The sequence below is a fragment of the Phycicoccus sp. Root563 genome (assembly GCF_001427915.1).
Taxonomy (GTDB): domain Bacteria; phylum Actinomycetota; class Actinomycetes; order Actinomycetales; family Dermatophilaceae; genus Pedococcus.
In genome coordinates, this window is record NZ_LMGM01000001.1 from 2,740,646 (window position 1) to 2,766,456 (window position 25,811).

Annotated in this window: 31 protein-coding genes and 1 tRNA gene; 9 read left to right on the top strand and 23 right to left on the bottom strand. The window is 72.2% G+C overall.

Going from position 1 to position 25,811, the window contains the following annotated elements; genetic code table 11:
- Nucleotides 1-10: 10 nt before the first annotated feature.
- Genes ASD62_RS13020 through ASD62_RS13045 form a run of 6 tightly spaced genes read right to left on the bottom strand, consistent with a single transcriptional unit; the run spans nucleotide 11 to nucleotide 4,669 of the window.
- Nucleotides 11-1,453 carry a GuaB1 family IMP dehydrogenase-related protein gene (locus tag ASD62_RS13020; protein WP_056916323.1) on the bottom strand — a complete coding sequence of 481 codons (1,443 nt, stop codon included), beginning with the start codon at nucleotides 1,451-1,453 and terminating at the stop codon, nucleotides 11-13.
- Between the two features lie 46 nt (nucleotides 1,454-1,499).
- Nucleotides 1,500-2,339, bottom strand: a complete 840-nt coding sequence (locus ASD62_RS13025) for an oxidoreductase (protein WP_056916324.1) — start codon at nucleotides 2,337-2,339, stop codon at nucleotides 1,500-1,502.
- Nucleotides 2,336-2,566, bottom strand: a complete 231-nt coding sequence (locus ASD62_RS13030) for a hypothetical protein (protein ID WP_056916325.1) — start codon at nucleotides 2,564-2,566, stop codon at nucleotides 2,336-2,338. Before ASD62_RS13030 ends, ASD62_RS13025 begins: the two co-directional genes overlap by 4 nt.
- Before the next feature lie 35 nt (nucleotides 2,567-2,601).
- Nucleotides 2,602-3,132 (bottom strand): hypothetical protein, encoded by a 531-nt coding sequence (locus ASD62_RS13035; RefSeq protein WP_157581461.1) that lies wholly within the window; start codon nucleotides 3,130-3,132, stop codon nucleotides 2,602-2,604.
- Nucleotides 3,123-3,683 (bottom strand): hypothetical protein, encoded by a 561-nt coding sequence (locus tag ASD62_RS13040; RefSeq protein ID WP_056916327.1) that lies wholly within the window; start codon nucleotides 3,681-3,683, stop codon nucleotides 3,123-3,125. The genes ASD62_RS13035 and ASD62_RS13040 overlap by 10 nt, the downstream gene beginning before the upstream one ends.
- Entirely contained in the window at nucleotides 3,680-4,669 is a 990-nt protein-coding gene (locus ASD62_RS13045; protein ID WP_056917381.1) for a pirin family protein, read from the bottom strand. Before ASD62_RS13045 ends, ASD62_RS13040 begins: the two co-directional genes overlap by 4 nt.
- A 56-nt stretch (nucleotides 4,670-4,725) precedes the next feature.
- Here ASD62_RS13045 and ASD62_RS13050 point away from each other — a divergent pair, with 56 nt between their 5' ends.
- Entirely contained in the window at nucleotides 4,726-5,544 is an 819-nt protein-coding gene (locus ASD62_RS13050) for an alpha/beta fold hydrolase (protein ID WP_056916328.1), read from the top strand.
- A 33-nt stretch (nucleotides 5,545-5,577) separates the two neighbouring features.
- Here the strand turns inward: ASD62_RS13050 and ASD62_RS13055 are convergent, their stop codons facing one another.
- From ASD62_RS13055 to ASD62_RS13080, 6 genes are all read right to left on the bottom strand, one after another.
- Nucleotides 5,578-6,846 carry an RNA polymerase sigma factor gene (locus tag ASD62_RS13055; protein ID WP_056916329.1) on the bottom strand — a complete coding sequence of 423 codons (1,269 nt, stop codon included), beginning with the start codon at nucleotides 6,844-6,846 and terminating at the stop codon, nucleotides 5,578-5,580.
- A 6-nt stretch (nucleotides 6,847-6,852) separates the two neighbouring features.
- Nucleotides 6,853-7,296, bottom strand: a complete 444-nt coding sequence (locus tag ASD62_RS13060) for a YciI family protein (protein ID WP_056916330.1) — start codon at nucleotides 7,294-7,296, stop codon at nucleotides 6,853-6,855.
- A 670-nt stretch (nucleotides 7,297-7,966) separates the two neighbouring features.
- Nucleotides 7,967-8,039: transfer RNA gene (locus tag ASD62_RS13065), tRNA-Lys, on the bottom strand.
- A 58-nt stretch (nucleotides 8,040-8,097) separates the two neighbouring features.
- Nucleotides 8,098-9,411 carry a hypothetical protein gene (locus tag ASD62_RS13070; RefSeq protein WP_056916331.1) on the bottom strand — a complete coding sequence of 438 codons (1,314 nt, stop codon included), beginning with the start codon at nucleotides 9,409-9,411 and terminating at the stop codon, nucleotides 8,098-8,100.
- A gap of 104 nt (nucleotides 9,412-9,515) precedes the next feature.
- Complete coding sequence (locus ASD62_RS13075; RefSeq protein WP_056916332.1) at nucleotides 9,516-9,902, bottom strand: response regulator transcription factor; 387 nt, start codon at nucleotides 9,900-9,902, stop codon at nucleotides 9,516-9,518.
- Between the two features lie 198 nt (nucleotides 9,903-10,100).
- Nucleotides 10,101-11,042, bottom strand: a complete 942-nt coding sequence (locus ASD62_RS13080; protein ID WP_235530698.1) for a diiron oxygenase — start codon at nucleotides 11,040-11,042, stop codon at nucleotides 10,101-10,103.
- A 55-nt stretch (nucleotides 11,043-11,097) separates the two neighbouring features.
- Between ASD62_RS13080 and ASD62_RS13085 the strand changes: the two genes are divergently transcribed.
- Nucleotides 11,098-11,754, top strand: a complete 657-nt coding sequence (locus tag ASD62_RS13085; protein WP_056916333.1) for a TetR/AcrR family transcriptional regulator — start codon at nucleotides 11,098-11,100, stop codon at nucleotides 11,752-11,754.
- Nucleotides 11,755-11,756: 2 nt separating this feature from the next.
- Here the strand turns inward: ASD62_RS13085 and ASD62_RS13090 are convergent, their stop codons facing one another.
- Nucleotides 11,757-12,167, bottom strand: a complete 411-nt coding sequence (locus ASD62_RS13090) for a hypothetical protein (protein WP_056916334.1) — start codon at nucleotides 12,165-12,167, stop codon at nucleotides 11,757-11,759.
- 106 nt (nucleotides 12,168-12,273) lie between these two features.
- Here ASD62_RS13090 and ASD62_RS13095 point away from each other — a divergent pair, with 106 nt between their 5' ends.
- The 5 genes from ASD62_RS13095 (at nucleotide 12,274) to ASD62_RS13120 (ending at nucleotide 15,829) form a co-directional block, all read left to right on the top strand.
- Nucleotides 12,274-12,621 carry a zf-TFIIB domain-containing protein gene (locus ASD62_RS13095; RefSeq protein ID WP_082581009.1) on the top strand — a complete coding sequence of 116 codons (348 nt, stop codon included), beginning with the start codon at nucleotides 12,274-12,276 and terminating at the stop codon, nucleotides 12,619-12,621.
- Between the two features lie 49 nt (nucleotides 12,622-12,670).
- A complete protein-coding gene (locus tag ASD62_RS13100; RefSeq protein ID WP_056916336.1) occupies nucleotides 12,671-13,318 on the top strand; it encodes a hypothetical protein in 648 nt (215 codons plus the stop codon).
- 549 nt (nucleotides 13,319-13,867) lie between these two features.
- Nucleotides 13,868-14,086, top strand: a complete 219-nt coding sequence (locus ASD62_RS13110) for a hypothetical protein (RefSeq protein ID WP_056916338.1) — start codon at nucleotides 13,868-13,870, stop codon at nucleotides 14,084-14,086.
- A gap of 106 nt (nucleotides 14,087-14,192) precedes the next feature.
- Nucleotides 14,193-14,819, top strand: coding sequence for a DUF47 domain-containing protein (locus ASD62_RS13115; RefSeq protein ID WP_056916339.1), 627 nt, complete (start codon nucleotides 14,193-14,195; stop codon nucleotides 14,817-14,819).
- Nucleotides 14,820-14,827: 8 nt separating this feature from the next.
- Nucleotides 14,828-15,829, top strand: coding sequence for an inorganic phosphate transporter (locus ASD62_RS13120; RefSeq protein ID WP_056916340.1), 1,002 nt, complete (start codon nucleotides 14,828-14,830; stop codon nucleotides 15,827-15,829).
- A gap of 70 nt (nucleotides 15,830-15,899) precedes the next feature.
- Here the strand turns inward: ASD62_RS13120 and ASD62_RS13125 are convergent, their stop codons facing one another.
- From ASD62_RS13125 to ASD62_RS13145, 5 genes are read right to left on the bottom strand one after another with little or no spacing between them, the layout of a single operon-like run.
- Entirely contained in the window at nucleotides 15,900-16,124 is a 225-nt protein-coding gene (locus ASD62_RS13125) for a ferredoxin (protein WP_056916341.1), read from the bottom strand.
- Nucleotides 16,121-17,404, bottom strand: a complete 1,284-nt coding sequence (locus tag ASD62_RS13130) for an NADH-ubiquinone oxidoreductase-F iron-sulfur binding region domain-containing protein (RefSeq protein ID WP_056916342.1) — start codon at nucleotides 17,402-17,404, stop codon at nucleotides 16,121-16,123. Before ASD62_RS13130 ends, ASD62_RS13125 begins: the two co-directional genes overlap by 4 nt.
- Entirely contained in the window at nucleotides 17,401-17,940 is a 540-nt protein-coding gene (locus tag ASD62_RS13135) for a ferric reductase-like transmembrane domain-containing protein (RefSeq protein WP_056916343.1), read from the bottom strand. The genes ASD62_RS13130 and ASD62_RS13135 overlap by 4 nt, the downstream gene beginning before the upstream one ends.
- Nucleotides 17,937-18,935: an FAD:protein FMN transferase gene (locus ASD62_RS13140; RefSeq protein WP_056916344.1), complete on the bottom strand. Its 999-nt coding sequence runs from the start codon at nucleotides 18,933-18,935 to the stop codon at nucleotides 17,937-17,939. The genes ASD62_RS13135 and ASD62_RS13140 overlap by 4 nt, the downstream gene beginning before the upstream one ends.
- A 10-nt stretch (nucleotides 18,936-18,945) precedes the next feature.
- Entirely contained in the window at nucleotides 18,946-19,449 is a 504-nt protein-coding gene (locus ASD62_RS13145; RefSeq protein WP_056916345.1) for a hypothetical protein, read from the bottom strand.
- Between the two features lie 237 nt (nucleotides 19,450-19,686).
- On the opposite strand from ASD62_RS13145, the gene ASD62_RS13150 reads away from it, so the two are divergent.
- Complete coding sequence (locus ASD62_RS13150) at nucleotides 19,687-20,202, top strand: hypothetical protein (protein ID WP_056916346.1); 516 nt, start codon at nucleotides 19,687-19,689, stop codon at nucleotides 20,200-20,202.
- 2 nt (nucleotides 20,203-20,204) lie between these two features.
- On the opposite strand, the gene ASD62_RS13155 is transcribed toward ASD62_RS13150, so the two are convergent.
- Complete coding sequence (locus ASD62_RS13155; protein ID WP_056916347.1) at nucleotides 20,205-21,506, bottom strand: sensor histidine kinase KdpD; 1,302 nt, start codon at nucleotides 21,504-21,506, stop codon at nucleotides 20,205-20,207.
- A gap of 2 nt (nucleotides 21,507-21,508) precedes the next feature.
- Nucleotides 21,509-22,198: a response regulator transcription factor gene (locus ASD62_RS13160; protein ID WP_056916348.1), complete on the bottom strand. Its 690-nt coding sequence runs from the start codon at nucleotides 22,196-22,198 to the stop codon at nucleotides 21,509-21,511.
- Nucleotides 22,199-22,287: 89 nt separating this feature from the next.
- Here ASD62_RS13160 and ASD62_RS20150 point away from each other — a divergent pair, with 89 nt between their 5' ends.
- Nucleotides 22,288-22,977 (top strand): hypothetical protein, encoded by a 690-nt coding sequence (locus ASD62_RS20150; RefSeq protein WP_056916349.1) that lies wholly within the window; start codon nucleotides 22,288-22,290, stop codon nucleotides 22,975-22,977.
- A gap of 4 nt (nucleotides 22,978-22,981) precedes the next feature.
- Here ASD62_RS20150 and pstB read toward each other — a convergent pair whose 3' ends face one another.
- From pstB to pstC, 3 genes are all read right to left on the bottom strand, one after another.
- Entirely contained in the window at nucleotides 22,982-23,758 is a 777-nt protein-coding gene (gene pstB, locus ASD62_RS13170; RefSeq protein ID WP_056916350.1) for a phosphate ABC transporter ATP-binding protein PstB, read from the bottom strand.
- Between the two features lie 77 nt (nucleotides 23,759-23,835).
- Nucleotides 23,836-24,780 carry a phosphate ABC transporter permease PstA gene (pstA, locus tag ASD62_RS13175; protein WP_056916351.1) on the bottom strand — a complete coding sequence of 315 codons (945 nt, stop codon included), beginning with the start codon at nucleotides 24,778-24,780 and terminating at the stop codon, nucleotides 23,836-23,838.
- The gene (gene pstC, locus ASD62_RS13180; protein WP_056916352.1) at nucleotides 24,777-25,790 is read right to left on the bottom strand and encodes a phosphate ABC transporter permease subunit PstC; all 1,014 of its coding nucleotides are present in this window, start codon (nucleotides 25,788-25,790) and stop codon (nucleotides 24,777-24,779) included. The genes pstA and pstC overlap by 4 nt, the downstream gene beginning before the upstream one ends.
- Nucleotides 25,791-25,811 lie beyond the last annotated feature (21 nt).

The following is a 25,811-nucleotide window of genomic DNA, read 5'->3' on the forward strand; positions in this document are numbered from 1 at the left end:
GATCCCTTGCTCACCAGGACGTGTGCAGCGGTCGGCCCTCGGCGAACCCCGCGGTGCTCTGCAGCCCCACGACCGCACGCTCGGCGTACTCCTCGACGGTGCGGGCACCGGCATACGTGAAGCTCGAACGCACCCCGGCCACGATCTGGTCGATGACGTCCTCCACGCTGGGGCGGGCCGGGTCGATGAACATCCGTGCGGAGGAGATGCCCTCCTCGAAGAGGGCCTTGCGAGCCCGCTCGTATGCCGTGTCCGTCGCGGTCCGGTTGCGGACCGCGCGGCTCGAGGCCATGCCGAAGGACTCCTTGTAGCGGCGGCCGCGCTCGTCGGTGTAGAGGTCGCCGGGGCTCTCCAGCGTCCCGGCGAACCACGAGCCGATCATGACGTTGGAGGCGCCGGCAGCCAGGGCGAGGGCGACGTCGCGCGGGTGGCGCACCCCGCCGTCGGCCCAGACGTGCTTGCCGTGGTTGCGGGCCTCGGCGGCGCACTCGAGGACGGCGGAGAACTGCGGCCGGCCGACCGCGGTCATCATGCGGGTGGTGCACATGGCGCCGGGTCCGACGCCGACCTTGACGATGTCGGCACCGGCCTCGATGAGGTCGCGTGCCCCGGCCGCCGACACGACGTTGCCGGCCGCGACGGGCACCTGCGGGTCGAGCGCGCGGACGGCCTTGAGGGCGTCGAGCATCTTCTCCTGGTGGCCGTGCGCGGTGTCCATGACGAGCAGGTCGACCCCGGCGTCGAGCAGGGCGGTGGCCTTGGCCGCGACGTCACCGTTGATGCCGACCGCGGCGGCGATGCGCAGGCGACCACGGGCGTCGGTGTTGGGGGAGTAGAGGCGGGCGCGGAGCGCGCCGGCGCGGGTGATGATGCCGACGAGGTTGCCGGCGTCGTCGACGACAGGGGCCACGTGGTGGTGCGTGGTCGCGAGGGTGTTGAACGCCTCCTCCGGGTCGGTGCCGTCGGTGACGAGGACGGGGTGGGCCGTCATGACCTCGCCCACCTGGGTGAACCGGTCGACCCCGGTGAGGTCGGCCTCGGTGACGACACCGATCGGGCGCTTGCCGGACTCGTCGACGACGACCGCGGCGCCGTGCGCCCGCTTGGGCAGCAGCCCCAGCGCGGCCCCCGCGGTCTCGTGGGCGGACAGGGTGATCGGGGTGTCGTGGACGAGGTGCCGGGACTTGATCCACGAGGTCACCTCGGTCACGACGTCGACGGGGATGTCCTGCGGGATGACCGTGATCCCGCCACGGCGCGCGACGGTCTCGGCCATGCGGCGACCGGCGATCGCGGTCATGTTGGCGACGACGAGGGGGATCGTCGTGCCACTGCCGTCGGCGGTCGACAGGTCCACGTCGAGCCGGCTCGTGACGTCCGAGCGGCTCGGGACCATGAAGACGTCGTCGTACGTCAGGTCGAACTGGGGCTGGAGACCGTTGAGGAACTGCACGCCGGAAGTCTAGGCGTGAAGGCCGTCCGACCCCGGTTCGTGCTCGCTATCCCTTGAACTGCTGCCGGACGATGCCGTCCCAGACGCGGTCCCCACCGAGCGTGCGGGCGGCGATCATGGCGCGTGCGGCGGGCGTGATGACGTACCGCGACCGGGGGCTGCTCGACTCGACCGCCTTGAGCACGGCCCGGGCCACCGTCTCAGGCCCCGTGGCCAGCCTCGGGTTGGCGTACCCGCTCGCGGTGGCCTTCGCGCTCGCGGTGAGCAGCGCGGCATACGGGGAGTCGTCGTCCACCGTGGCGGCGTCGGAGGTGAGGGCCGTCTCCTCGAACCTGGTCCGGATCAGGCCCGGTTCGACGAGGCTGACGTGGATGCCGAAGGGACGGACCTCGTTGCGCAGGGCGTCCGTGATCGCCTCCACCGCGTACTTGGTCGCGTGGTAGTAGCCGCCCACCGGCCAGGTGAACCTGCCACCCATCGAGCCGATGTTGACGATGCGTCCGGCGCGCACCTCGCGCATCGCCGGGAGGACCAGCTGGGTCAGGCGGGAGAGGCCGAAGACGTTGGTCTCGAACATCATCCGCACCCGGTCGAGGTCGGTCTCCTCGATGGTGCCGTACTCGCCGTAACCCGCGTTGTTGACGAGCACGCCGACCCGGCCGTGCTCGGCCTCGACGGTGCGGACGGCCTCCGACATGGAGTCCTCGGACGTGACGTCGAGGGGCAGGACGCGCGCGCCCGCGGCCTCGAGCCCGGCGAGGGTGTCGGTGCGGCGGGCCGTCGCGTAGACGGTGTGCCCGGCCTTGACGAGGAGGTCCGCCGTTGCCGCGCCGATCCCCGACGAGCAGCCGGTGACGAGGACCGCACCGGTGGGGGAGGCCGTCACTTGAGGCCCTCCTGCTTCGCTGCGGCGCGCCGGACGATGACGCGTTCGGCCAGGGTGAAGACGCCCCACCCGACGGCGAGGCCCGCGACGAAGACGACCCACTCGTTCACCCCGGGGACGAACTTCTCCAGCCCGCCGCGGACCAGCAGCAGGCTGCACAGGCCGAGCAGGAAGGGGACGACGAACGGTCGACGGGTGGCGGTGCGGTCGCCGGGTGCGGTGTTCATGGCACCAGTGTGACCGATGGGTGGCTTCGGACCGGTCAGTCGTCGACGTCGTAGCGGACGATGCGGTCGCCCTCGCGGACGACGACAGCCCGGGGTTCGAGCAGCAGGAGGGCGACCGGTTCGTCGGTCACCAGCCGGGCGCGCACGTCCCCCGACGCCGCATCGCGCAGCTCGAGCCCGTTGCGATCCTGCCAGGGCAGGATGACCCGGTCGCGGAGGGAGTGGACCCGGCGGGTCGCCACCACCGTCCCCGCGGCGGCGAGGGCTCCGGGGACGGTGGACGGGGCCGGCGGCGGCAGGCTCGAACCGGTGGCCGTCGCGAGGCGTTCGGTCCGTCCCGGCCAGGTGAGGTGGACGCCGTCGCCACGGACGTCGACCTCCGGGAGCCGTCCTCCGGGACAGGGTCCGAGGACGCGGGTCCACAGGGGGTCCAGCTCGGCATACAGGGAGACGACGCACTGCGCGTCCTGCACCACGGGGACGACGACGGGCCCGTCGGGGACCGCCACGAAGGAGGAGCCCGGCTGCAACGAGGTCCGTCCGCTTGTCGGGTCGGTCAGCAGCACCCCGCCCCCGTCGACCCGCTGCGCGTGCACCCGTGGTAGGGATCCCCCGGCCGGGGCGGGGGGCGCTCGGCGCCGGTCTGCTCCCAGTCCTGCTTCCCCGCACCGTCGATCCCGACGAGGCGGCAGGTCCGGCGCTGCGCGTCCGGGCAGTCGGCGACCAGGGTGCTGCCCCCGGAGGCGGCGAGGGGGGTGACGACGTGGCCGGTCGTGGCCCGCCAGGTCCAGCGGGCCGAGCCGTCCAGCCGCACCGAGTCCACGCGCTCACCCTTGACCACGACGAGGCGACCGTCGGCGTAGGCGGCGTCGCCGCCCACCACCGAGCCCAGCCGGACCGACTTCCCGGTGCGCAGGTCGAGGGCCGCGTTGCCGCCACTGACGAGGGTCCGCCCTGCCACGACGTCGCCGTCCGTGGCCGGTGCGGACCAGTCGGCCGACAGGGCTTTGGTGCGGGGGACGAACGCATAGCCCGCGAAGACGAGCAGGGCCAACAGGCCGACCGTCAGCAGGATCCCGGCGGTCTCGTCGAGCCGGATCGCCGTCGTTCGCTTCACGAGTCCCGGTGGGCGCGGGAAGCGTTGTGGCGCGGGCGGATCCGCACCGCGGGCAATGCGGGGGCGGGCAGGTGCTGGACATCGCCGGCATACCCCTCCACCTCACCGAACCGATCGGAGTGCGCCATCCACTCCTCCCTCGCCTCGACGATCTCCTCGTGGGTGCGCCCCACGAAGTTCCACCACATGAGGATGTCCTCGTCGAACGGTGGGCCGCCGAGCACCAGGGCCCGGGCCGGTTCGTCACTGCGGTTGGTGAGGGTCAGGCGGGCGCCTCCCGTGGGCAGGTAGGCCAGGGCGCTGCGCGCCAGGTCGGTGCCGTCGACCGTGAACCCCTCCGTGTCGGCGAGCACCCCGTGCTCGTATGCCGCGTCGAGACCGAGCTCGACCGTCGCCCCCGCGTCCAGCACCACCTCGGCGCCGAGCAGCGGCGTGAAGGTCACGACCGGCGAGGTCTGGCCGGCGAGGCTGCCGAGGAAGACCGAGATCGTCGCGCCGTCGAGCCGGACGGGAGTCGGGGCGAAGTGCTGGAAGTCCTTGGGGGCGTGGCGATCTGCGTCTGGCAGCGCCACCCACAGCTGGGCCCCGTGCAGGACCGTCGTCCCCGGCGTGGAGACCTCCGAGTGGGCGATGCCGTGCCCACCGGTCATGAGGTTGAGCTCGCCCGGGCGGATCACCGCGTGGGTGCCGAGGCTGTCGCGGTGTTCGACCTCGCCGGCGAAGAGCCAGCTGACCGTCTGCAGCCCGGTGTGCGGGTGCGGGGGCACGTCCATGCCGCCGGACGCCGCGACGTCGTCGGGCCCGTAGTGGTCGGCGAAGCACCACGCGCCGATGAGCGACCGCTGCCGCTGGGGCAGGGTGCGCCTGACCGTCATCGCCCGCGGGCCGCCGAGAGGAACGTCGCGAGGTTCGAGGACCTCGACCTCGCCGACCGGTGGGCCGTCCGTGCACGCGGTTTCCTCGGGGGCCGTCTCGAGATTGCTCACCCGCACAGTCTGCACCGCCGACCCTGTGCGAGGGTGAGGCGAGAGGGGGTGGGCAGATGGCTGCAGCTGGGGCGGTGCCCGGTGTCGTCGAGGGCGTGCGCTGGCACGAGCTCGAGGCCGGACCGGTGCGGTCGCTGTGGTTCTCCCCGGCGGAGCGGGCGGCGACGGCGACCGTGGTGGTCTTCCCCGGCCTGGGCCTGCCGCGCTACCTCACGCCCCTGGCCCGCACCCTGGCGGGAGGTGGCGCGCAGGTCGTGGTGTTCGACGCGCTCGCGTTCCGCGGACGCCGCCGACGCGTGCGCCCGACCATCCCGGGTCTGTCTACCGCCGGGCAGCAGTGGCTCACCGAGCTGGTCGGCGTCTCGGCCACCGGCGCCTCACTCACCGGCGGCTCCCTCACCGACGGTGGGCCGGTGGTCGTGCTCGGTCACTCGACCGGCGCGCAGGTCGCGCTCGAAGTCGTGCTGGGGGTTCAGCACACGGGTCGGGTGGGCGCCCTGGTCATGGCGGGGCCGACGTTCACCCCTGCCCAGCGGCACCTGCGCCACCTCGTCCCGGCGGGGTTGACCGCCTGGCGCAAGGACCCGCCGACCGAGCTGGTCGTCCTGAAGAACCTCGCCCGGGTCCGCACCGACGTGGTCCGCATGGTCCTGTCCGGTCTCCGGCACCGACCCGAGCAGCGGGTGGAGAACCTGCGCGTCCCATTGACGACGACGGCGGGCGAGGCGGACTCGTTCGCTCCTCCCGAATGGCTCGGCGAGCTGGCGGCGAGGGCCGGTGCCGGCGGCCGGGCGCACGTCCTCGTGGGCTCGCACAACAACGTCTTCCCCCATCCCGACGAGGTCGCGGCACTCGTGCGTTCAGCCGCCGTCTGACGAGGTCGGTCGGGCCCTCCGCAGGTCCGCCGTTCAGTCGGTGCGGTGCGCCACGCCGTCGAGCCGCGGTGCCGGCGCTCGGCGCGCGCCGAGCGCCGCCCGGGCCGAGAGGTGGCGCTGCTCCTGGAGGTTCGTGGCGCGCGCGGCCGCCTTTCGGTATGCCGCGGCCGCCTCTTCGTCACGTCCGGCCAGCTCCAGCAGGTGGGCCCGCACGGCGTCGAACCGGTGGGACCCGTCGAGCCGTTCCCCGAGGCCGTCGAGAACAGCGAGACCTGCCTCGGGTCCGTGGACGTTCGCGGTCGCCACGGCCCGGCTCAGCGTCACCAGCGGGTTGGCCGTGAGGTCCTCGAGCATCTCTTGGAGGGCGAGGACCTGCGGCCAGTCGGTGGCGGCTGCTGTCTCCGCGCGGTCGTGGACGGCCGCGATGGCGGCCTGCACCTGGTACTCGCCGATGAACCCCCTTCCCGCACCCAGGGTCCCGTCGAGGAGTGCCGTCCCCTCGCGGATCTTGTCCCGGTCCCACAGTCGGCGGTCCTGCTCTGCGAGGGGCACCAGGTCGCCGGACGCGGTGGTGCGTGCCGGCCTGCGGGCATCCGTGAGCAGCATGAGCGCCAGCAGGCTCGTCACCTCCGGCTCGTCGGGAAGGAGCCGGTGGGCGGCGCGGGTGAGGCGGATCGCCTCGTCCGTGAGGTCGGTGCGGTGCACGCCCTCCCCGCTGCTCGCGGCATACCCCTCGTTGAACACCAGGTAGAGGACGCGCAGCACCGAACGCACCCGCGGCGGCAGCTCCTCCGCGCCGGGTTCCTCGAAGGTGGCACCGGCCGCGCGGATGGTTGCCTTCGCCCGGCTGATCCGTTGCGCCATCGTGGCCTCGGGCACCAGGAAGGCGCTCGCGACCTGCGCCGTGGTCAGGCCACCGACGGCACGCAACGTGAGCGCGATGGCGGACGCGGGGGTGAGGGCGGGGTGGCAGCACAGGAGGAGCACGGTCAGGGTGTCGTCGTGGTTGACGACCTCGGGGCCACCGACCTCCTCGCGGGCGGTGGTGAGGCGCTCGCGCCGCCGCCGCGCGTCGTCGCTGCGCCAGTGGTCCACGAGCTTTCGTTGCGCGGTCTGCAGGAGCCACCCGCGCGGACGTTCGGGTATGCCGTCGCGTGGCCACCGGTCCGCCGCGACGATCAACGCCTCCTGGACGGCGTCCTCGGACGCGTCGAAGTCACCCGTGCGGCGCGCGAGGGCACCAAGGACCTGCGGCGCCAGGGTGCGCAGCAGGTCCTCGACCTCGTGATCGGCGTCGGTCACGCCGGCTCAGTGGTGGTCGTGGGTCACGGTCGCGAGGAAGTCGTCCATCGCCGCGGCATCGGCCGGGCCCTCGTCCATGACGCGGCGCACCTGGATGGGCTGCTGGGTGGGGACCCCGCCGCGACCGGGCACCGCGGACACGCGGGCGGCGATCTCGAGGGCGCGCTCCTCGGTCTCCACGTCGACGATCTGGAAGCCGGCGACCCACTCCTTGATCTCCTGGAACGGGCCGTCCGTGACCACCGACCGGGTGCCGTCGGACGTGACGACCTTGGCGAGGTCGGGTCCGGTGAGGATCGTGTGGTCGACCAGCTCACCGGAAGCCTCGAGCTCGGCGTTCAGGGCGCGGTAGTAGTCGAGGTGGGCGGTGACCTCCTCGGGCTGCCACTGCTCCATCGGGGTGTCCTCTGGGCCGGACTGGAAGTCGACCGCGAGCAGGTAGCGGGTCATGGGGGCTCCTCCGTTCTCGTGTGCGGTTGCGCGGTCGCGCGGTGCACGGTCACCCCGAGGACGAGGCTGCGGCGGCGTCCTCGACATCCTCTGACGGTTCGGCCGAGATTTCTCGTCGGGTCCGGTTCCTTCGGGGATCACGATTCGAGTCCTGTCCGCGACGAACCCTCGCGCACCCCGTGGGTGCGCCCCGATACTGACGGGCGGGGTGAGGCGAGTGGCTGTGTCGGGGATGTCGAACGTGGTGCTGGCAGGAGTGCTCGTGGCTCTGGTGTCCTCGTGCGGTGGTTCCGGGGGACTGCCGGACCGGGAGGTGCTGGCGGCCTACTCGGAGACCATGCCTCCCGCCGGCGAGACGGTGACCTTCTACGCGCTCACCCACTGCGGGGTCGAGCACGCGCGCATCGGCGGCCACTGGTGGACGGCCCAGGAACCCCTGTCCACCGGGGAAGGTGGGTCAGCGCCACCCGGCTGGGACGACCCGTACCAGCAAGGACGCCTGACCCTCGAGTCCGCAAGCCGGGCGGTCTTCCGCGCCCACGGGGAGGAGGTCGTGTTCCAGCGGAACGCTGACGACCGGGAGCTCCCGGCTGCCGGTAGCGGGATGGTGGTGTCAGGGACCAACCGAAAACACCGTCGACCGGCAGGTGAAGCCGAACAGCACGTCAGGTGGGCCCCGTGGGGCTCGAACCCACAACCTACGGATTAAAAGTCCGCAGCTCTGCCAATTGAGCTAGAGGCCCCGGGGGCAGGACGCGGCTCCTCGCGGGAGATCTCGCCCGGGCACCCGGCGGCCACAGGCTATCGGGCGATGGCGCCGGTGGTGACCGAGGTGCGGCTGACCGACGGGTAGTCGGGCTTCGAGCCGGTGACCACGACCTTCAACCGGTAGCCGGCGTCCTTGGCCACGGTGGCGTAGGTCGCGCGGGTCGCCCAGGGGATGGCCGAGGATCTACCCGTCGAGGCCACGCGGTACCAGCGGTAGGCCAGCGTCACGGGAGCGGGTTCCCAGGTGCCGGGGTTCGCCGTCAGGGTCGACCCGACCTTGCGCGCACCGGTCACGACCGGGGTGGGGGTGGCGAAGAGGATGCCCGGGACCGGAGTGGTCGCCTCGGATCCCCGGGCGACAGAGGGATATCCGTCCTTGGAGCCGGTGACGGTGACGGAGAGCTTGAAGCCCCGGTCTGCTGACGTGATGACGTACTTCGGGCGCACTGCCCCGTTGAGGGGACTGGCCATCCCGGAGGACGAGACCCTGTACCAGCGGTAGGTCAGCGTCACGGGTGCCGGCTGCCAGCTCCCCGGGGTGGCGGTCAGCGTGGAGCCCACCTCGACCGCCCCGCTGATGACGGGGGCGGGCGTCCGCGACAGCGCGAACTTCGGAGTGGCCGGTGCGCTGGGCTGGGACTCCTCGCTGGTGCCACGACTGTTGGTGGCCGCGATCGTGAACGTGTAGGTCACCCCGTTGGTGAGTCCCTTGAACAGCCACGAGCACGTCGAGGCGGTCATGGTCTGTCCGCCCGGGGAGGCGGTGATGCGGAACGAGGTGACTGGCGAGCCGCCGTTGAAGGGGGCGCCGTTGCACCGGATCGCAACCATGCCGTCGCCGACGGCGGCGATCCACACTCCCGGCGGTGCGGTCGGGACCGACGGGACCGAGCTGTTGTAGACGGTCATGGTCGTCGAGTCCTGGTGCGAGGCGGTCTCCGTGTTGCCCAAGGTGTCCTCGAGCGGGTCCACCACGACGAACCAAGTCTTGGGGGTGGTGCTGGGAACGGTGATGCGGCGCTCGTACTTCCCGTTCTTGGGCGTGCCCGAGACCAGGACCATCGGTCCGAAACCGGCGGTGTCGGCACCGTTCACCGCTCGGAAGCCGGCCGTGGGGGTTCTGGCGCCGGTGGCGTCGGTGACGAGGGCCGTCACCACGACCTCCTTGCTGCCGTTGGCGAGGTTGACGACGTTCCCGTTGTGGGTCTGGTAGACCAGCACGGGCGCGGCCGTGTCGACGGCGGCGGGGACGGCAGCGGAGGCCGTCCCGGGGCTGATCGCCGCGACGGCGGCGAGCAGGGCGACCCCTGCCAGGAGCGGGACCGGGGACCTTCGAGGTGAGCGCACGGTCCGGACGCTAGCCACACCATCCGCCGAGATGTGACGAATTGCCCGAATCCCAGCCGTTCGTCCGAGGGGAGCGGAGGCGGGCCGCCGTCCCCCGCGCGTCGTCAGGTGGTCGTCGGGGTGGCGCGGGCGACGAGGTCGCGAAGCACCGTCGTGAGGGCCCGGGGGCTGAACGGCTTCAGGATGTACTCGTCCGCGCCGGCGTCGAGGCCGTCCTGGCGGTCCTCGGGACGGGCCATGGCCGTGAGCATGACGACGGGGGTGCCCTCGAGGTGGCGGTGGGCGCGCATGGCTCGCACGACGTCCAGGCCGCTGAGGCCGGGCATCCGCACGTCCACGACGACGACGTCCGGCGTCAGGCCCTCGCCGATCAGCGACATCGCCTGCTCGCCGCTGTCCGTGGCGACCGGGTCGAGACCCGCCTTGGAGGCAGAGATGGACACCAGGTGCCGGATGTCCTCGTCGTTCTCGACGACCAGAGCTACTGCCATGACCTGCCTTCCAACCTCGTTCGGTGCCCGTGCGACTCATGCCACTGTGACAACGTTGTCTGCCCATCGGTCCGGACGCCGCACACCTGCAGGGGTCCGGCACCAGAATGATCTGAACGGACGAGGACAAAAACCCCAAAAGGTATGCCGTGACCAGCCGCTCGCCCGCAGGGACCTACCCGTGCGGATGGTGGCCGTTCACAGCAGCCGGGCGCGCCGCCACAGCCGGGCGGACGGACCTCCGATCAGACCGGCGTCGGCGAGGAACGTCGTGAGGTTCTCCGCGCTCGCCCGGAGCTTGTCGCCGTAGTGGTCGTTGGCTCGAGCGACGGCGACCGCCTCGTCGGGGTCGAGGCCGGCCGCGGCATACACGTCCCGGTGGACGAGGTTGTCAATGATGACGTTCGCGACGATCCCGAGGACCAGGCGCTGCTGGCCGCGCTGGGCCCGGGACATGTCGGCAGCACGCCGCGCGATCTCCTCGCGGGCGAACCGCATGTGCCGGGCCTCCTCGATGACGTGGATCCGGCTGACCGCACGGGTCAGGGGTTGGACGCGCTCGTCGGCGATGAGCTCGCGCTGGAAGATGTCGAGCACCTCCTCGGCGACGAGGATCGAGGCGAACAGGTCGGGGCCGTGCGCGAGCGTCTTGAACAGCCGGCCCAGCTGGTGCGACCGGTGCTCGGGGCGGTACGACGGGGCACCGTACTTCTCCGCGGTCCGGGCGAACATGATCGAGTGGCGGCACTCGTCCGCGATCTCGGTGAGGGCGAACTGCACGTGCGGAGTCGCCGGGTCCTGGTCGTAGACGTCGCGCAGGATCATCTGCATGAGGATCATCTCGAACCAGATCCCCACGCCCGAGACGGAGCAGAACTCGTGCTCGGTGAGCGTGATCCTCCGGTCCTCGTCGAGGCCGTCCCACAGGGGGGTGCCGTAGAGCGAGGACCACTCGGGGCTGAGGCCGTACAGGCCCTGCCCCAGGGGTTCGGTCCAGTCGATGTCGACCTGCGGGTCGTACGAGTGCTTGGCGGCCGAGGCGAGCAGGCGCCGGGCGGTGGTGTCGCGGTCGTGGCGGGGCTGGATGCGTGCGAGTCGGTCGGCGGCGTCCTGGCGAGAGCTGGGGGGTGCGGTGTTCACGGTGGTCATGGTGACTCCATAGGTGTAACCGTCAGTAACAGTTACCATGGTTAGCGTGAAGTCCGGAGATGTCAAGAGTCCGCCCGCACCGCCCGCGGACCGCCCCGACGGTCGCCGCGAGCGCTGGCGGACCCACCGCGAGGAGCGCCGCCGCGAGTTCGTCGACGCGGCCATCGCCGCGATCCGGGCGGTCGGGCCGCACATCAGCCTCGACGACGTGTGCCGCCAGGCGAAGGTCACCAAGCCGGTGCTCTACCGCCACTTCCGCGACAAGGACGACCTGCACCGGGCGGTCCTGGAGCAGGTGGCGACGGAGATCCTCATCCCACGCATCACCGGCGAGCTCGCCCGGGTCCACGGCGACGACCGTGACCTGCTGCGCGCGGCCATCGGGGCGTACGTCGCCCTCGTGCGCGAGGAGCGCGACCTCTACCGCTACGCCATGGCGCACAACGACCTCGGCGAGGGCGGCGACTTCGTCGGCAGTGTCGAGGCAGCCATCGCCGGCGCCGTCGGCATCCTCGTCGCCACACGTCAGGACGAGCCGACCGACGACGCGGAGACCGTCGCCTACGCCATCGTCGGCATGGTCCAGCTCGCGACGAACCGCTGGCTCGACCGGCCCACGATGAGCGAGGAGGCGTTCGTGGCGACGCTCACCGACCTGGCGTGGGTCGGCCTCTCACCTCGGGTCGCCGCCGGCCCGGACTGAGCTCAGCGGCTCTCCTCCAGGCAGGTCGCGTGCGAGATCGATCGCGGGCAGCCGTGCCAGTCGGACCCGATCGCCGCACCGAGCACGACCGTCCCCACGAGCGCCGTGACGAGGGCGAGGACTGCGCTGCGCGCGTTGCGCCGCAACGCTGCTCGCACGAGCAAGGTGACGAACAGGCAGGCGCCGGCAAGGAGCAGCATCAGCTGGGTGACCCCGGGGTCCGTCGACCGGCCGAACCCGCCGCCCGAGCACCCCGAGACCCCGCACAACCCGAACCACGCGAGGAAGCCGAAGAACGCGAACCCCGCCACGCCCACCACCAGCAGGGCCGTCGACACGACCGTCGTGGCGACGCGACCGGCCCGTGGCCGGCCGCGCAGGGAGTTGGACGGGCTCGTCGTCGAGTCGGTCATGACCCCACCATGGCGTATGCCGCGGGGTTGGAGGGGTGCGCGGGTCATCATCCGCACCCGACGGGTCGCGGCGGAACCCCGGCCCCGGTCGGTCCGTTGGCTGACCATGAGCACCCTGACCTGTCCCAAGTGCACCTCCGAGATGCGTTCGTACGAGCGCAACCGTGTCCACGTCGACCAGTGCACGGGGTGCGGAGGGCTGTTCCTCGACCGCGGCGAGCTCGAGACCCTCGTCGCGGCCGAGAACGCCTGGCACCAGCCCGCGCCGCCGCAGGGGCAGCAGTACGCCCAGCAGCCACCCCAGCAGCAGGGGGCGTGGCAGCAGCCTCCGGTGCAGGGTCAGCGGGCGCCGTACCGCCAGACCTCGAAGGTCCCGGGCCACGGGTACGGCGGCCAGCAGGGGTACGGCCACGGCCGACGCAAGAAGTCCTTCCTCGACGACCTGTTCGGCTGAGGGGCCGCGCCCCGAGCGGACGTCGGCTCCTGCTGGGACACTGGTCCCGATGAGAAACGAGCCCAGCGGCCGTCCCGGCCCCCGCCGTCCCGCCTTCTTCAGCCCTGCGGCCATGGAGTCGCAGGGCGGCACCGTCCCCGACCCCGCCCAGGTGACCGAGATCGCCCACGAGACGGCCGCCGTCCTCGTCGGGACGGGCCGTGCCTCGACCGACCCCGCCGTGACCGCGCGGCTCGTCTCCCTCGTCGACGACCTCGGCCTGTCGACCGTGGCCGAGCTCTGGGCCGACCGCCCTGCGCGGAGCCTCCCTGGCGCGCTGTGGCGGCTCTACGCCCTGCGTGAGTGGGTGCGCCGGACGCCGGAGGACGCGGCCTCCGACTACTCGGCAGGCGTGCGGTTCACCGACGTCAACCACGTCGTCGCGGGGGTCGCCGAACCACCCGGCCCGACCGAGCTGCGAGAGCTCACCGACGCCATCCTCCGGGGGGTCTTCGAGGGGGACTTCGCCGTTGCACTGCAACGGGCTGCGGCCTTCTGCCGCGTCGTCGCCGCGGGTCGTGCGGATCGCGCGCACACCACCGACGTGCAGGACCGCGAGGCCGCCGGGGTGCAGACCCAGCGGGCCGCCTCGATGCTCTCGACCGCCGGTGACCTCGAGGCGTGTGCAGCCCTCTGGCGGGCCGGCGAGCTGCGCTGACCGGCGCGCGCGCTGGCCGACCCGGCCCTGCGCCATACCCCTGTCTGGAGCGGTGACGCCACCCGAACTCTGGTTCTCCACAAGGAGCCGAACGGGGGAACAGACCGCCGGGGTGCGGGGTTATGGTGTGGTGTGCGCCGGGCCGCGGTAGCCCCGGGTCCCAAATTAAGCCGCTACGAGCGGCCTCGTGCCGTGAGGCGCTCCCGGCCCGGCGCACATGACCTCAGCCCTGCGGCAAGGCTCCTGCGCAGTCGCCCACGTGCTGCTCCGCGTCGCGACGCGACACCTGGCGGGACCGCCGCCCGGGACCGCTCCACCCGCACACCCGGCACACGGCGTGGCTGAACGATCCCCGGTCCTCGACCTGTGGCGGCTCGCCCGTCCGGGCGCCGTCGACCTCGTGCGGCATGGGTCCATCATCCGACATAGAAGAAAGTGACTAGTCCGTATGGTCGGGACATGACCCAGATGGGTGGTTCGCACCGTGCGCGGGTCAAGACATCGCAAACTAATGTCCGGGTCGTCTCCGGACTCCGTTAGCGTTTTGCCATGACCACGGACCCGCACGCCGGTGCAGAGCTCACCGACGACGCGCTCCAGGACGAGATCGAGCTGGTCGGTGATCTGGTCGTGGCTGCGTCCGCGAGCGAGCGGCCCCTCACGGACGACGAGATCGACCGGGCGCTCGGGATCGAGCGAGGTCAGTGCGTCGACACCGACTCCGCCGCCGACCGGTCCCACCGCAGCTGGAAGCGGCAGAACGCCTGAGTCGCTGAACGCCCGGTGAACGCCAGGTACCCGTCGGGTTGCACTTTGCAGGCGGGTAGCCCGTAGCATCGTCCCCGGCCATCCCCCCGCCTGACCGGAGAGAACCGTGGGCTTCCGCCTCACCCCGCAGGAGAACAGCTTCTACGACCTGTTCGCCAGGTCCGCCGCCTACCTGATCGACGGCTCCCGTGAGCTCACCACCATCCTCGGTGTGGCCCACGACGAGCGCGAGACCGTGGCCGCGCGGATGCGCGAGATCGAGCACGCCGCCGACGAGGCGACGCACGAGATCATCCGCAAGGTGAACAGCTCGTTCATCACGCCGTTCGACCGTGAGGACATCCACGGCCTGGCGTCCACGCTGGACGACTGCATGGACCTCATGGACGCGGCGGTCGACCTGATCGTGCTGTACCGCATCGGTGACCTCCCCGCCGGCGTCTCCGACCAGGTCGAGGTCCTCTCGCGGATGTCCGAGCTGACCGCCGAGGCGATGCCGCGGCTGCGCTCGATGAAGGACCTCTCGGAGTACTGGATCGAGATCAACCGCCTCGAGAACCAGGCCGACCAGATCTACCGCGGCCTGCTCGCGGCGCTGTTCAACGGCGAGTACGGCACCGACGCGATCACGATCATGAAGCTCAAGGAGGTCATCGAGGAGCTCGAGGCCGCCGCCGACGCCTTCGAGACCGTCGCGCACAAGGTCGAGAGCATCGCGGTCAAGGAGTCCTGAGTCCTCCCATGGATTGGCTTCCTGTAGGAATCGTCATCGTCCTGGCGATGGGGTTCAACTACACCAACGGTTTCCACGACGCGGCGAACGCGATCGCGACCTCGGTCTCGACGCGCGCCCTCACGCCGCGGGTGGCCCTGGCCATGGCCGCGGTCGCCAACATGGTCGGCGGGGTCACGGTCTACTTCTTCGGTGGTGTCGCCGCGACGATCGGCAAGGGCATCATCGAGGCGCCCCAGGGCAACGAGGGCCTCGCGATCTGTGCCGCCGCGCTCATCGGCGCCATCGGCTGGAACCTGCTGACCTGGTGGTACGGCCTGCCGTCCTCCTCGTCGCACGCCCTCATCGGCGGCCTCGGTGGTGCGGCCCTCGCGGCGAGTGCCACGGTCAAGTGGACGGGCATCCTCGAGAAGGTCGTCGTCCCGATGGTCCTGTCGCCGATCGTCGGCGTGATCGCCGGATACCTGGTGATGACCGCGATCCTCTGGCTCTTCCGTCGTGCCCAGCCCGGCAAGGTCTCGCGCGGCTTCCGCTACGCGCAGACCGCCTCGGCTGCGGCCATGGCCCTGGGCCACGGCTTCCAGGACGCGGCCAAGACCGCCGGTGTCGTCGTCCTCGCCCTCACGGTCGGTGGCCACTACGACGGCGAGAAGGTGCCGCTGTGGGTGCTCATCCTCAGCGCCCTCGTCATCAGTGCCGGCACGTATGCCGGTGGGTGGCGCATCATGCGCACGCTCGGCCGCCGCATCATCCACCTCGACCCGCCGCAGGGTTTCGCCGCCGAGACCACGGCTGCCTCGATCCTCTACGTCGCCGGCATCACCTTCGGTGCCCCGATCTCCACGACCCACACGATCACCTCGGCGATCATGGGTGTGGGCGCGACGAAGCGCCTCTCCGCGGTGCGGTGGGGCGTCGCCGGCAACATCATCGGTGCGTGGGTGCTGACCTTCCCCGGCGCCGGCATCGTGGCGGCCCTGAGCTTCTGGGCCATCAACCTGTTCATGTGACCCGAGGTCGCCGGGTCACTGCCGACCGGTCCTGACGGGCAGGCGCGTGGGCCCGTGGAGGGCTCGTGGGTCAGAGCGGCGGCTCGGGTACGGCCACCAGCCGCAGGGCGACGTGGGGGCACGAGAGGACCGCCTCCTGGGCGAGTGCCACCTGCTCCGGGGTGACGTCCGCCGTGACGACGGGGTAGCCCCACTCGTCCAGTGAGACGGCCTCGGGCAGCAGCTCGGCGCACAACCCCCTGGCGCGGCAGGCCGGCCAGTCCACCTTGAGGCGGCGCAGCCCCGAGCCGCTCATCGGTCGTACCCGCAGCGGCCGTCGGCGTGGCGCGCGACCTCGTCCGGGCAGGCGGTGAGCAGCGACCGCACCAGTCGGGCGGTGCCGTCCGGGTGAGCGCACGCACCACGGCGCTCTACGGCCTCGGCCAGGTCGATGAGGCGACCGGTGTCGTGGACGTGGCCGGAGCGCGAGGCCAGGTGGCCCAGGGTCAGGCTCATGGCCGGCAGGCCGTTGAAGCAGGGACCGCACCGGCCTGCGGTCGACGCGGCGAGGTAGGTCGTGATCTCCGCGGTGGTCTGCACCGGGCACTCGCCGGGGTCCGGCACGATGACGACCCCGGCACCGAGCGCGAGTCCGGCGTCCTTCATGGCCGCCCTGCTGACCCGCTGGCCCTGCAGCTGTCCCGGCGCCGACCAGGTGCCGTGGTAGCCGCCGAGCAGCACGGGGCGGTCGAGCTGCTCGACGGAGAGCACGGCGTCCCACGGGGTGCCCGTGGCGACCTCGACCACCCTGGTGCCCACCCCGTCCGTGACGGTGAGCAGGACGGTGCCGGGCTCCTCGGGGAGGCCCAGCGCGGCATACCCGGTCGCGCCGAGGTGGACGAGGGAGGCGAGCTGCGCGTAGGTCTCGGCGTTGGAGAGCAGCGTCGGACGCCCGCGGTAGCCGCTCACCGCCTCCGGCTGCCAGGCGGTGACCGGCAGGCCGGGACGACCCGACAGGAGCTCGATGACCGCACGGGCCTGACCGCTGACGAATCCCGGTGCGGCGAGGTGGCTGCGCCACCGGAGGCGTTCGCCGTCGGCGACGCGCTCGGCGATCGCCGCGCCCAGGGCGTCGCCCGTGGTGGGGCGCTCGCGAGGGGTCACCACGTGGATCTCCTTGGTGCACAGCGCTCGCGCGGCGAGGACCGCACCGTCGAGCACGCGGTGGGGCGCGACCACGGCGAGCGCCGAGTCCTTGGCGCTGCGCGGCTCACCCTCGGCCGCGTTGACCACGACCAGTGGGCGCCGACCACGGCCGGCGGCGGCGAGCTTCGTGGCGAGGGGGAAACCCGCTCCGCCACGGCCTCGCACGTCGACGTCGCGGGCGAGCTCGAGAACGGCCTGGAGGGTCAACGTGGGCAGGGGACCGAAGCGTTCACGGTGCGTCGCCAGGGATGGGTCGTCGGCCACGGTGGCGAGCAGGCGCGGGCCCCGCAGGACCTTCACGTCGGTCACCGGGACGTCGCGGCCGGTCTCACCCGGGAGCGGACCGACGGTGCCGGGGACGGCGCGGCGGGGCACGCCGACGGCGGTCACGTCGTCCTCGCCGCGCGCTGGAGGATCGCGAGCCGCAGCACGACGGCGGCGAGGAGGGCGCCGACGCACACGAGCACCACGGGTCGGCCGAGCGACGTCGAGGCGTCGGTGCCGATCCCGAGGGTGTGGACGACCGCCGCGGTCCAGGCGAGGTAGGACATCAGGTGGACCGCCCGCCAGGCGCGTTCACCGAGGCGCTGCTTCAGCAGGCTCGTGGCGCCGACGGCCAGGGTGAGGTCGAGGGCGAGCGTGCCCAGGCCCAGGTAGAGCGGGCGGTAGGTGCCCCCGAACGGCAGCAGGGCCTGCCACCAGCGGATGTCGACGAACTCGTCGACGACGGCGGTGACGGCGTGCGCGAGCAGCAGGAGGGTCGTCAGCAGGCTCAGCCCGCGGTGGGTGGACTGGGTGGCGAACCGCGGCCAGACCCTGCCGCCCTGCCCCGTGGACAACACGCCGAGGACGACCGTCAGGGTGAACACCGCCAGCAGGACCAGGCCCGTGCCGCGGTTGAGGTACCAGAGCAGCGGGCTCGTCACCGGCCACCCCCTCGTCGGGGGGCAGCCAGGTCGGCCGAGTCGTCTTCCGCGCTGGCACGCCAGGCACTCGTGGGATGGCGTTCGCCCTGCTCGTCGACGAGCAGCGCGGCGACACCGCGCTGCTCGAGCCACGCGGGGGCCGCGTCGCCCAGCACGAGCGCCGCCGTCGTCGCGGTGTTGGCCGCGGTGCACGTGTGGCCCAGCGCGGTCACGGACCGCCAGGGACCGGCGACGGGGAGGCCGTTCGCCGGGTCGAGGACGTGGTGCCACTCGCGGCCACCGCGCATCCAGCGCCGCGCGCGGACGGTGGACGTCGCGACGCCGCCGGACTCGAGGAGCAGGCTCACCGTGTCGTCGGGGTGGTCGGCGAGGTCGGTCCGGGTCTCCCCGACCACGACCGGCCAGCGGTACCGGCCGTGGAGCGAGGTGTGGTGCGGGGCGTCGGTCACCCTCACGTCACCGCCGACGCTGATGGCGGCCGGCGCACCCAGGGTGGTGGCGAGGTCCGCGGCCACGAGGTCCGCGGCATACGCCTTGCCCGTTGCGCCGAGGTCGAGCCGCGCGCCGTGCGGCACGAGGACGGCATCGGGACGAACCCCGATCTCCCGCCACGCACCGGGGCGCACGACTCCGGGAAGGGCGGTCGGGAGGTCGGTGGCACGGGACAGCAGGTCGAAGGTGCGGTCGTAGCCGGCGGCCTCCATGGCCTCGCCCAGGGAGGGGTCCACCCGGCCCGCCGTCTCGTGCGCGGCCTCGAGGGCGATGCGCACCGCCCCCACGAGCACCGGGGACACGGGCGTCCACCGCCCCGGTCGCCGGTTGGCGCGGACCAGGTCGGAGTCGGCCCGGAAACGGCTGCACGACGCGTCCACCTCGTCGAGGACGTCCCGGGCGCGCGTGGTGGCGCGGGCCAGCTCGGCGGGGTCCGCCACGTGGAGCTCGACGGTGGTGCCCAGGGCTGACCACGTGCTCACGCCGACGTCGGGAGCGGTCACCGGCGGCACCTCAGGACCCCGCGGTGACGACCGGCGGGGGCGGGGGCGGAGGTGCTGGTGCGGGAGCGGGAGCCGGGGGGGCGGCTCGGGGTGCAGCGGCTGCGCGGGGCGCGGCGGCCGCCTGCGGCGCCGACTGCACGGTGGTGCGCGTGCCGCGCTGCTGGACCACGGCGGTGCCTCCTCCCACGCGGGCGGTGCCGGGCGCGGCCGCCACGTGGACGACCTTCGTGGTCACGACGGTCCGGGCGGGGCGCTGCTTGACGATGACCCGGGGGGTCAGGGCGGCCTGGGCCTGCGCGGCGAGCTGCTGGGCCCGGACGGCGCGGTCGTATGCCGCGCGGGCGGCGGCGGCCCTGGCCGCCTTGGCTGCCTGCTTCTGCTCGCTGGCGTGCGCGGCGGCGCCCGAGGCGGCGCCGACGGCGGCGACGGAGCAGGCCGCGGCCGCGCCGGTGATGAGCACGACGAGCGCGCGGTACCGGTCGCGGTGGCGGGTGGTCAGGGGCGGACGGGGCATGGGGAGTTCTCCGGCAGGGGGTGGGAGGACGGTCGGGCGTCGACCCAGCCTGACCGCACGTGCCCCAAGTCGTCCTCAGGAGTGCCCTAAGAGAACCTCATGGCTTAGGTCCCGCATTCGTCATCCTTGCCCGGACTTGAGGAGGTCTTAACCTCCAGACGAGTTGGTCTTGAGCCGGCGCCGGGCACTCTGCTCCCGTCAGCACCACCCGTTGCCTGCCCCCGGAGGACCTCCCCCATGTCTGTCAGCCGCCCCCTCGCCGTGTCGGTCGGCCTCGCCGCCGGGCTCGTGGCCGCCGTCGGTTTCTACACCGCTGCCGCCGGGGTCGACGCCCCGAAGCAGGTCACGGCGAAGCCGCAGCCCGTCCCCGCCGTGGCGGTCGTGACGCCGGCCCCGGTGGTCAGCCTCGCCCCCTGCGCCAAGCCGGCGAAGCTCGAGCACGGTGCCTGCGTGACGCACAAGGTGGTCACCAAGGTCCTGGTGGCCAAGGCCCCCGCCCCGGCCGCGGTGCGGCAGGCGGTCCGAGCCGCCGCTCCGGCCCCGGCCGCCGCGCACGCCGCTTCCGGCGCCAGCCACCACTCCACGGTGGCGGCGACGCCGCGCCCTGCCGCGACGGCCGCGCACCACGAGGACGCCGAACCCGAGGACGCGGTGGAGGTCGAGCACGAGGACGCCGACCACGAGGACGACGGCGGCGCGAGCGAGCCCGGCGACGACCACGGCGACGACGCCGGCGAGCCCGGCGACGACTGACCTCAGTGGGCCCGACCGAGGTCGACGGTGACCAGCGCGCCGCCGTCCTCGGTGCGTCCCAGCGTCGCGTTCCCACCCGACGTCCGCGCGATGCGTCGCACGATGTCCAGGCCCAGCCCCGTCGAACCGCTGCCGCTGTGACCCCGTCGGGTCGGGTCCTCCTGGTCGCCGAACCCGGGACCGGAGTCGGCGACGCTCACCTCGACCCGTCCGGTGCCACCGTCCGCCGGGACCGGGCGCACGGTCACGACGACGTCTGCGCCGTCCGGCGTGTGGGCGAAGACGTTGTCGAGGAGGTTGTCCAGCAGGTCGCGCAGGTCGACCGCGGCAAGGTCGACCTGCAGCGGCCCGGGGGGTGCCTCGAACCTGATGCTGCGTCCCTCGTCGCTCGCCAGCGGTTCCCAGAAGCGCACCCGGTCCGCGGCCACGGCCACCGCGTCGCACTCGCCACGCATCGCGGAGCGCACGGGTCTGCGGGCCTCGAGCACCACGGCGTCCACGGTGCGCTGGAGCTGGTCCACGTGGCCGCGGAGGCGTTCGGCCGTCTCCGGATCCTGGACCGACTCGCTGTCCAGCCGCAGCGCGGTGACCGGCGTGCGCAGGCGGTGGGACAGGTCCGCCACGACCTCCCGCTCGGCGGCGAGCAGGTCGTCGATCCGCTCGGCGAGCTGGTTGAAGGCGGTGCCGACCTCCTGCACCTCCTGCGGCCCGGCCGGTTCGACGCGGGCGTCCATGTCGCCGGTCCGGAGCAGGTGCGCCACCCGCGCGAGGTCGGTGACGGGTGTCGCGATGCGTTCGGCAAGCCGTCGGGCGATGAGCAGGGCCAGGGCGAGCAGCACCAGCCCGAGCGTGCCGATGCTGAGCCAGGCCATCGTCACCCCGCGGTGCATCGCCTCGGCCGTCACCGTGGTGAGCACGACGGCGGTGCCCTGGTCCAGGGCGATGGGGACCAGGACAGCTGCGCCGGTGGCGGAGCGGTCGGTGAACGCCGAACCCCCTTGCCGGGCCTTCTCGACCAGGGCCGACTGCGCCGGCGACGGGGTGGACCCGACGGTCTGGCCCGTCGGGAGGACCACGGTCGTGTGGTACCCGCGGCCTTGGGCGACCTGGCTGACGGCCACGCCGATGTCGCTGGTCGAGGCGACGCTCGACACGATGACCGCCACGCCCTGGGCCTGCTGCTGGGCGGTCGCGGTCGCCCGGTCCTCGGCGAGCGTCCGGACGAGCAGGCACATGGGGATGATGAAGGCCACGATGATGGCCGAGGACGTCGCGGCCACGAGGAGGCTGATCCGTCGACGCACCGTCAGTCCCGGTCCGGCGCGGCGAGGCGCAGCCCCACGCCACGGACGCTGCGCAGGTACCGCGGATGAGCAGCCGTCTCGCCGAGCTTGCGGCGCAACCACGACAGGTGGACGTCGAGCGTCCGGTCGCCCCCGCCATACGCCTGCTGCCACACCTCGCTGAGGATCTCCCGGCGGCTCACGACCTCGCCGGCCCGCTGGGCCAGCAGCAGGAGGAGGTCGAACTCCTTGCGCGACAGGTCCAGCGCGTCGCCTCGCAGGGTGGCCTGGCGCGTGGTGGGGTCGACGACCAGCTCGCCCACCTCGAGGGGTCCCGCAGCCGGGGCGCCGCTGCTCGTCCGTCGCAGGACCGCGCGGATGCGGGCCTCCAGCTGGTCCGAGCCGAAGGGCTTGGTCACGTAGTCGTCGGCCCCGGCGTCGAGGGCGCGCACGAGGGCCGCGTCCTCCTCACGAGCCGTCACGACGATGACCGGCACCTGGCTCACCCCGCGCAGCATCGACAGCAGGGTCAGCCCGTCCACGTCGGGCAGGCCCAGGTCGAGGACGACCAGGTCGGGCTGGTGGTCGAGGGCTTCCTGGAGGCCGGCCATGCCGGTGGAGCAGGAGCTGACCGAGTGCCCGCGGTCGTGGAGCGCACGCACGAGGGCCGTGCGGATGCCACCATCGTCCTCGACGACCAGGAGGCGGGCCACGGCGATAACGTTACGGCACGGGCCGTCGCGCCCGAGGCCGATGAGCGTGATCCGGGTGGGCCCTGCGACCGGGTGGAACGGAGGTCCCGATGAGCCGTCGTACCGGCACCGTGGTGGCCGCCGTCGCCCTGTGGCTGGCCATCGTGGCGAGCACCTCGACGGTGGCATGGATCGTCATCGACCGCGCGGGTCGTGGGGCCTACCTCACCGACGGTGCCCGGCCCGAGCTCACCCAGGCCGGCCCCGGCACGACCACGACGGACGTGACCGAGGGCACCGTGTCGGCGACGTCGTCGGTCCCGTTGAGCACGTCGCCGCCCACGTCGTCGGCTGGAGGACACCCGTCGACCTCGCGACCGGCCCGGACCACACCGAGCCACTCTGCCCCCGCGCCGCGGTCCACGGTGTCGAGCCCGGCTGCCACCCGACCTCGCGCCACCCCGCATCCGTCGCCCACCCCGCGACCGACCCCCAAGCCCTCCGCCTCCTCGCCGGTCCGCCCGCAGGCGGTGGACGACTCCGTCAGCGTCACCGGTGGATCGGTCGGGGTCAGCTGCCGGGGGACCACCCTGACGCTGCGCTTCGCCACCCCGAGGAACGGCTGGTCCTACGAGCTGAGCCGCTCGGCGGCCGAGATCGAGGTCCAGTTCCGGCGCACCGGGGGCGAGCAGGAGTCCGAGGTGCATGCCCGGTGCTCCGGCGGGGCGCCGGTCTTCGAGACCGACTCGTCCGACGGCGGGTCCGAGCGCGCGCCCGGCACCGCCACCCCCGACGAGTAGAGGCTCAGCCGAAGCGACCGGAGATGTAGTCCTCCGTGGCCTTCACGCCGGGGTTGTTGAAGATCCGCTGGGTGTCGTCGATCTCGATCAGCTTGCCCGGCTTGCCGGTCGCCGCGAGGTTGAAGAACGCGGTGCGGTCCGAGACGCGGGCTGCCTGCTGCATGTTGTGGGTGACGATGACGATCGTGTACTTGCTCTTCAGCTCGCCGATCAGGTCCTCGATGGCCAGCGTCGAGATCGGGTCGAGGGCCGAGCAGGGCTCGTCCATGAGCAGCACCTGCGGCTCGACGGCGATCGCGCGGGCGATGCACAGGCGCTGCTGCTGCCCACCGGAGAGACCGGCACCCGGCTTGCTCAGGCGGTCCTTGACCTCGTTCCAGAGGTTGGCGCCCTGCAGCGACTTCTCGACGACCTCGTCGAGCTTCTTCTTGCCCTTGACGCCGTTGAGCTTCAGGCCGGCTGCGACGTTGTCGTAGATGGACATCGTGGGGAACGGGTTCGGCCGCTGGAACACCATGCCGACCGTGCGGCGCACGGCCACCGGGTCGACGCCCGAGTCGTAGAGGTCCTGGTCGTCGAGCATGACCTTGCCCTCGACGCGGCCGCCGGGGATCACCTCGTGCATGCGGTTGAGCGTGCGCAGGAAGGTCGACTTGCCGCAGCCGGACGGTCCGATGAACGCTGTCACCGAGCGCGGTTCCACGGTCATCGTCACGCCTTCGACAGCCTTGAACGCGCTGTAGTAGACGTTCAGGTCACTGACGTCGATTCGCTTGGCCATGAGGGGGATTCGTCCTTCGCTTGCGGAGTTCAGTTCGGGTTCGGGGATGCGTGCGGTGGGGTATGGCGCGGGGCCGGCTACTTCTTGACCGAGCCGAAGCGCGAGACCACCCGGCCGGCGATGTTGAGCAGGAGCACGAGCAGGATCAGGGTGAGTGCCGCCGCCCACATGCGGTCGACCGCAGGCGGCAGGGACTCGGTGCGGTCCTGGTTGATCATCGTCGGGAGCGTCGGCATCAGCCCACCGAAGAGGTCGTTGGCGATCGACTTCGTGTACGGGCCCAGGATGAGCAGGGGTGCGGTCTCACCCATCACGCGGGCCAGGCCGAGCAGGACGCCCGTGACGATGCCGGAGAAGGCCGTCGGCAGGACGACCCTCATGATCGTCTTCCACTTCGGCACCCCGAGCGCGTACGACGCCTCGCGGAGCTCGTTCGGCACGAGCTTGAGCATCTCCTCGGTCGAGCGGACGACGACCGGGATCATCAGCAGCACGAGCGCGAGGCAGACCGCGAAGCCGACCCGCTGGAACTTGAACGTCGTCACCCAGAGGGCGTAGATGAACAGGCCGGCGACGATCGACGGGACGCCGGTGAGGATGTCGACCATGAACGACACGACCTTGGCGAGCCGCCCCCGCCCGTACTCGACGAGGTAGATCGCGGTGAGGATCCCGATCGGGACCGAGATCAGGGCGGTCGTGAGGCCCTGGATCAGGGTGCCCTGGATCGCGTGCACGGCCCCGCCGCCCTCGCGCCGGGCCGTGATGCCGCGCTGGGAGTTGCCCCACCACTGTGCGTCGAGGAGCAGGTGGTAGCCCTTGGAGCCGACCGTCCAGAGGATCCAGACCAGCGGGACGAGGGCGAGCAGGAAGGCCCCCCACATGACGACGCGGGCCAGCTGGTCCTTGAAGGCCCGGCCGCGGGCCTTGTGGCCGAGGTCCGTCGATGCGCCGCCCCTCGAGGCGGGTGGGGTGGTCGACGAGGACGTCGCCGACGTCGTGGCGGTGGTGGAGGTCGTCATTCGCTGAAGGCCTTCCTGCGGTCGATCACGATGCGGGCGATGGCGTTGACGACAAAGGTCAGGATGAAGAGCACGAGGCCGGCGGCGATGAACGCCCCTGCCTTCTGCGGGGTGTCGAACTCGGCGGCGTTGTTGGCGATCCGTGACGCGAACGTCTCACCACCGTTGAGCAGCGAGAACGTCCACTTCGCCCCGTCGGGGAGCGTGGAGAGGATGATCGTCACGGCGATCGTCTCACCGAGCGCACGACCCAGGCCGAGCATCGCGGCGCTGATCACGCCGGGCTTCCCGAACGGGAGGACGGAGATCCGGATCATCTCCCACTTGGTCGCGCCGAGCGCGAGGGCGCCCTCACGGTGGGTGATCGGCGTCTGCGCGAACACCTCGCGGGACAGGGCGGTGACGATCGGGAGCACCATGATCGCCAGCACGATGCCGACGAACAGGATCGTGCTGCCGCCGCTGATGTTGGCGTCGGAGAACAGCGGGATCCAGCCGAGGTGGTCGCGCAGGAAGTTCTGCACGGGCTCGAACACCGGCCCGAACGTCCGCAGGCCCCAGATGCCGAACACGATCGACGGCACGGCGGCCAGCAGGTCGATCAGGCTGGCCGCGGGCCGCGACAGCCAGGTGGGGGCGTACTGCGTGATGAACAGGGCGACCGCGACGCCGACCGGGACCGCGATGAGCATCGCGATGGCGCTGGCGGTGACGGTGGTCCAGAGCAGCTCGACGATGCCGAACCGCAGGTTGTTGCTGTCGTTGACCGACCACTCGCGCGAGGTCAGGAAGCTGGCCTTGTCGTTCGCGATCGCCGGGATGGCCTGCCAGAGCAGGAACACCCCGACGAGCGTCACGAGGGCGATGACGAAGATGCCGGCGCCCTTGGCCGCACCACCGAAGAGGCGGTCGCCGAGGCGGCCGGTGCCGGCGCCGTCGCCGCTGAGCGGGGCGCTGCCGTGGGGTCCGGGGGTCTCGTCGGCCAGGGATACGCCGGTCACTGATGACACGTGATGCCTATCGCGGTGGGG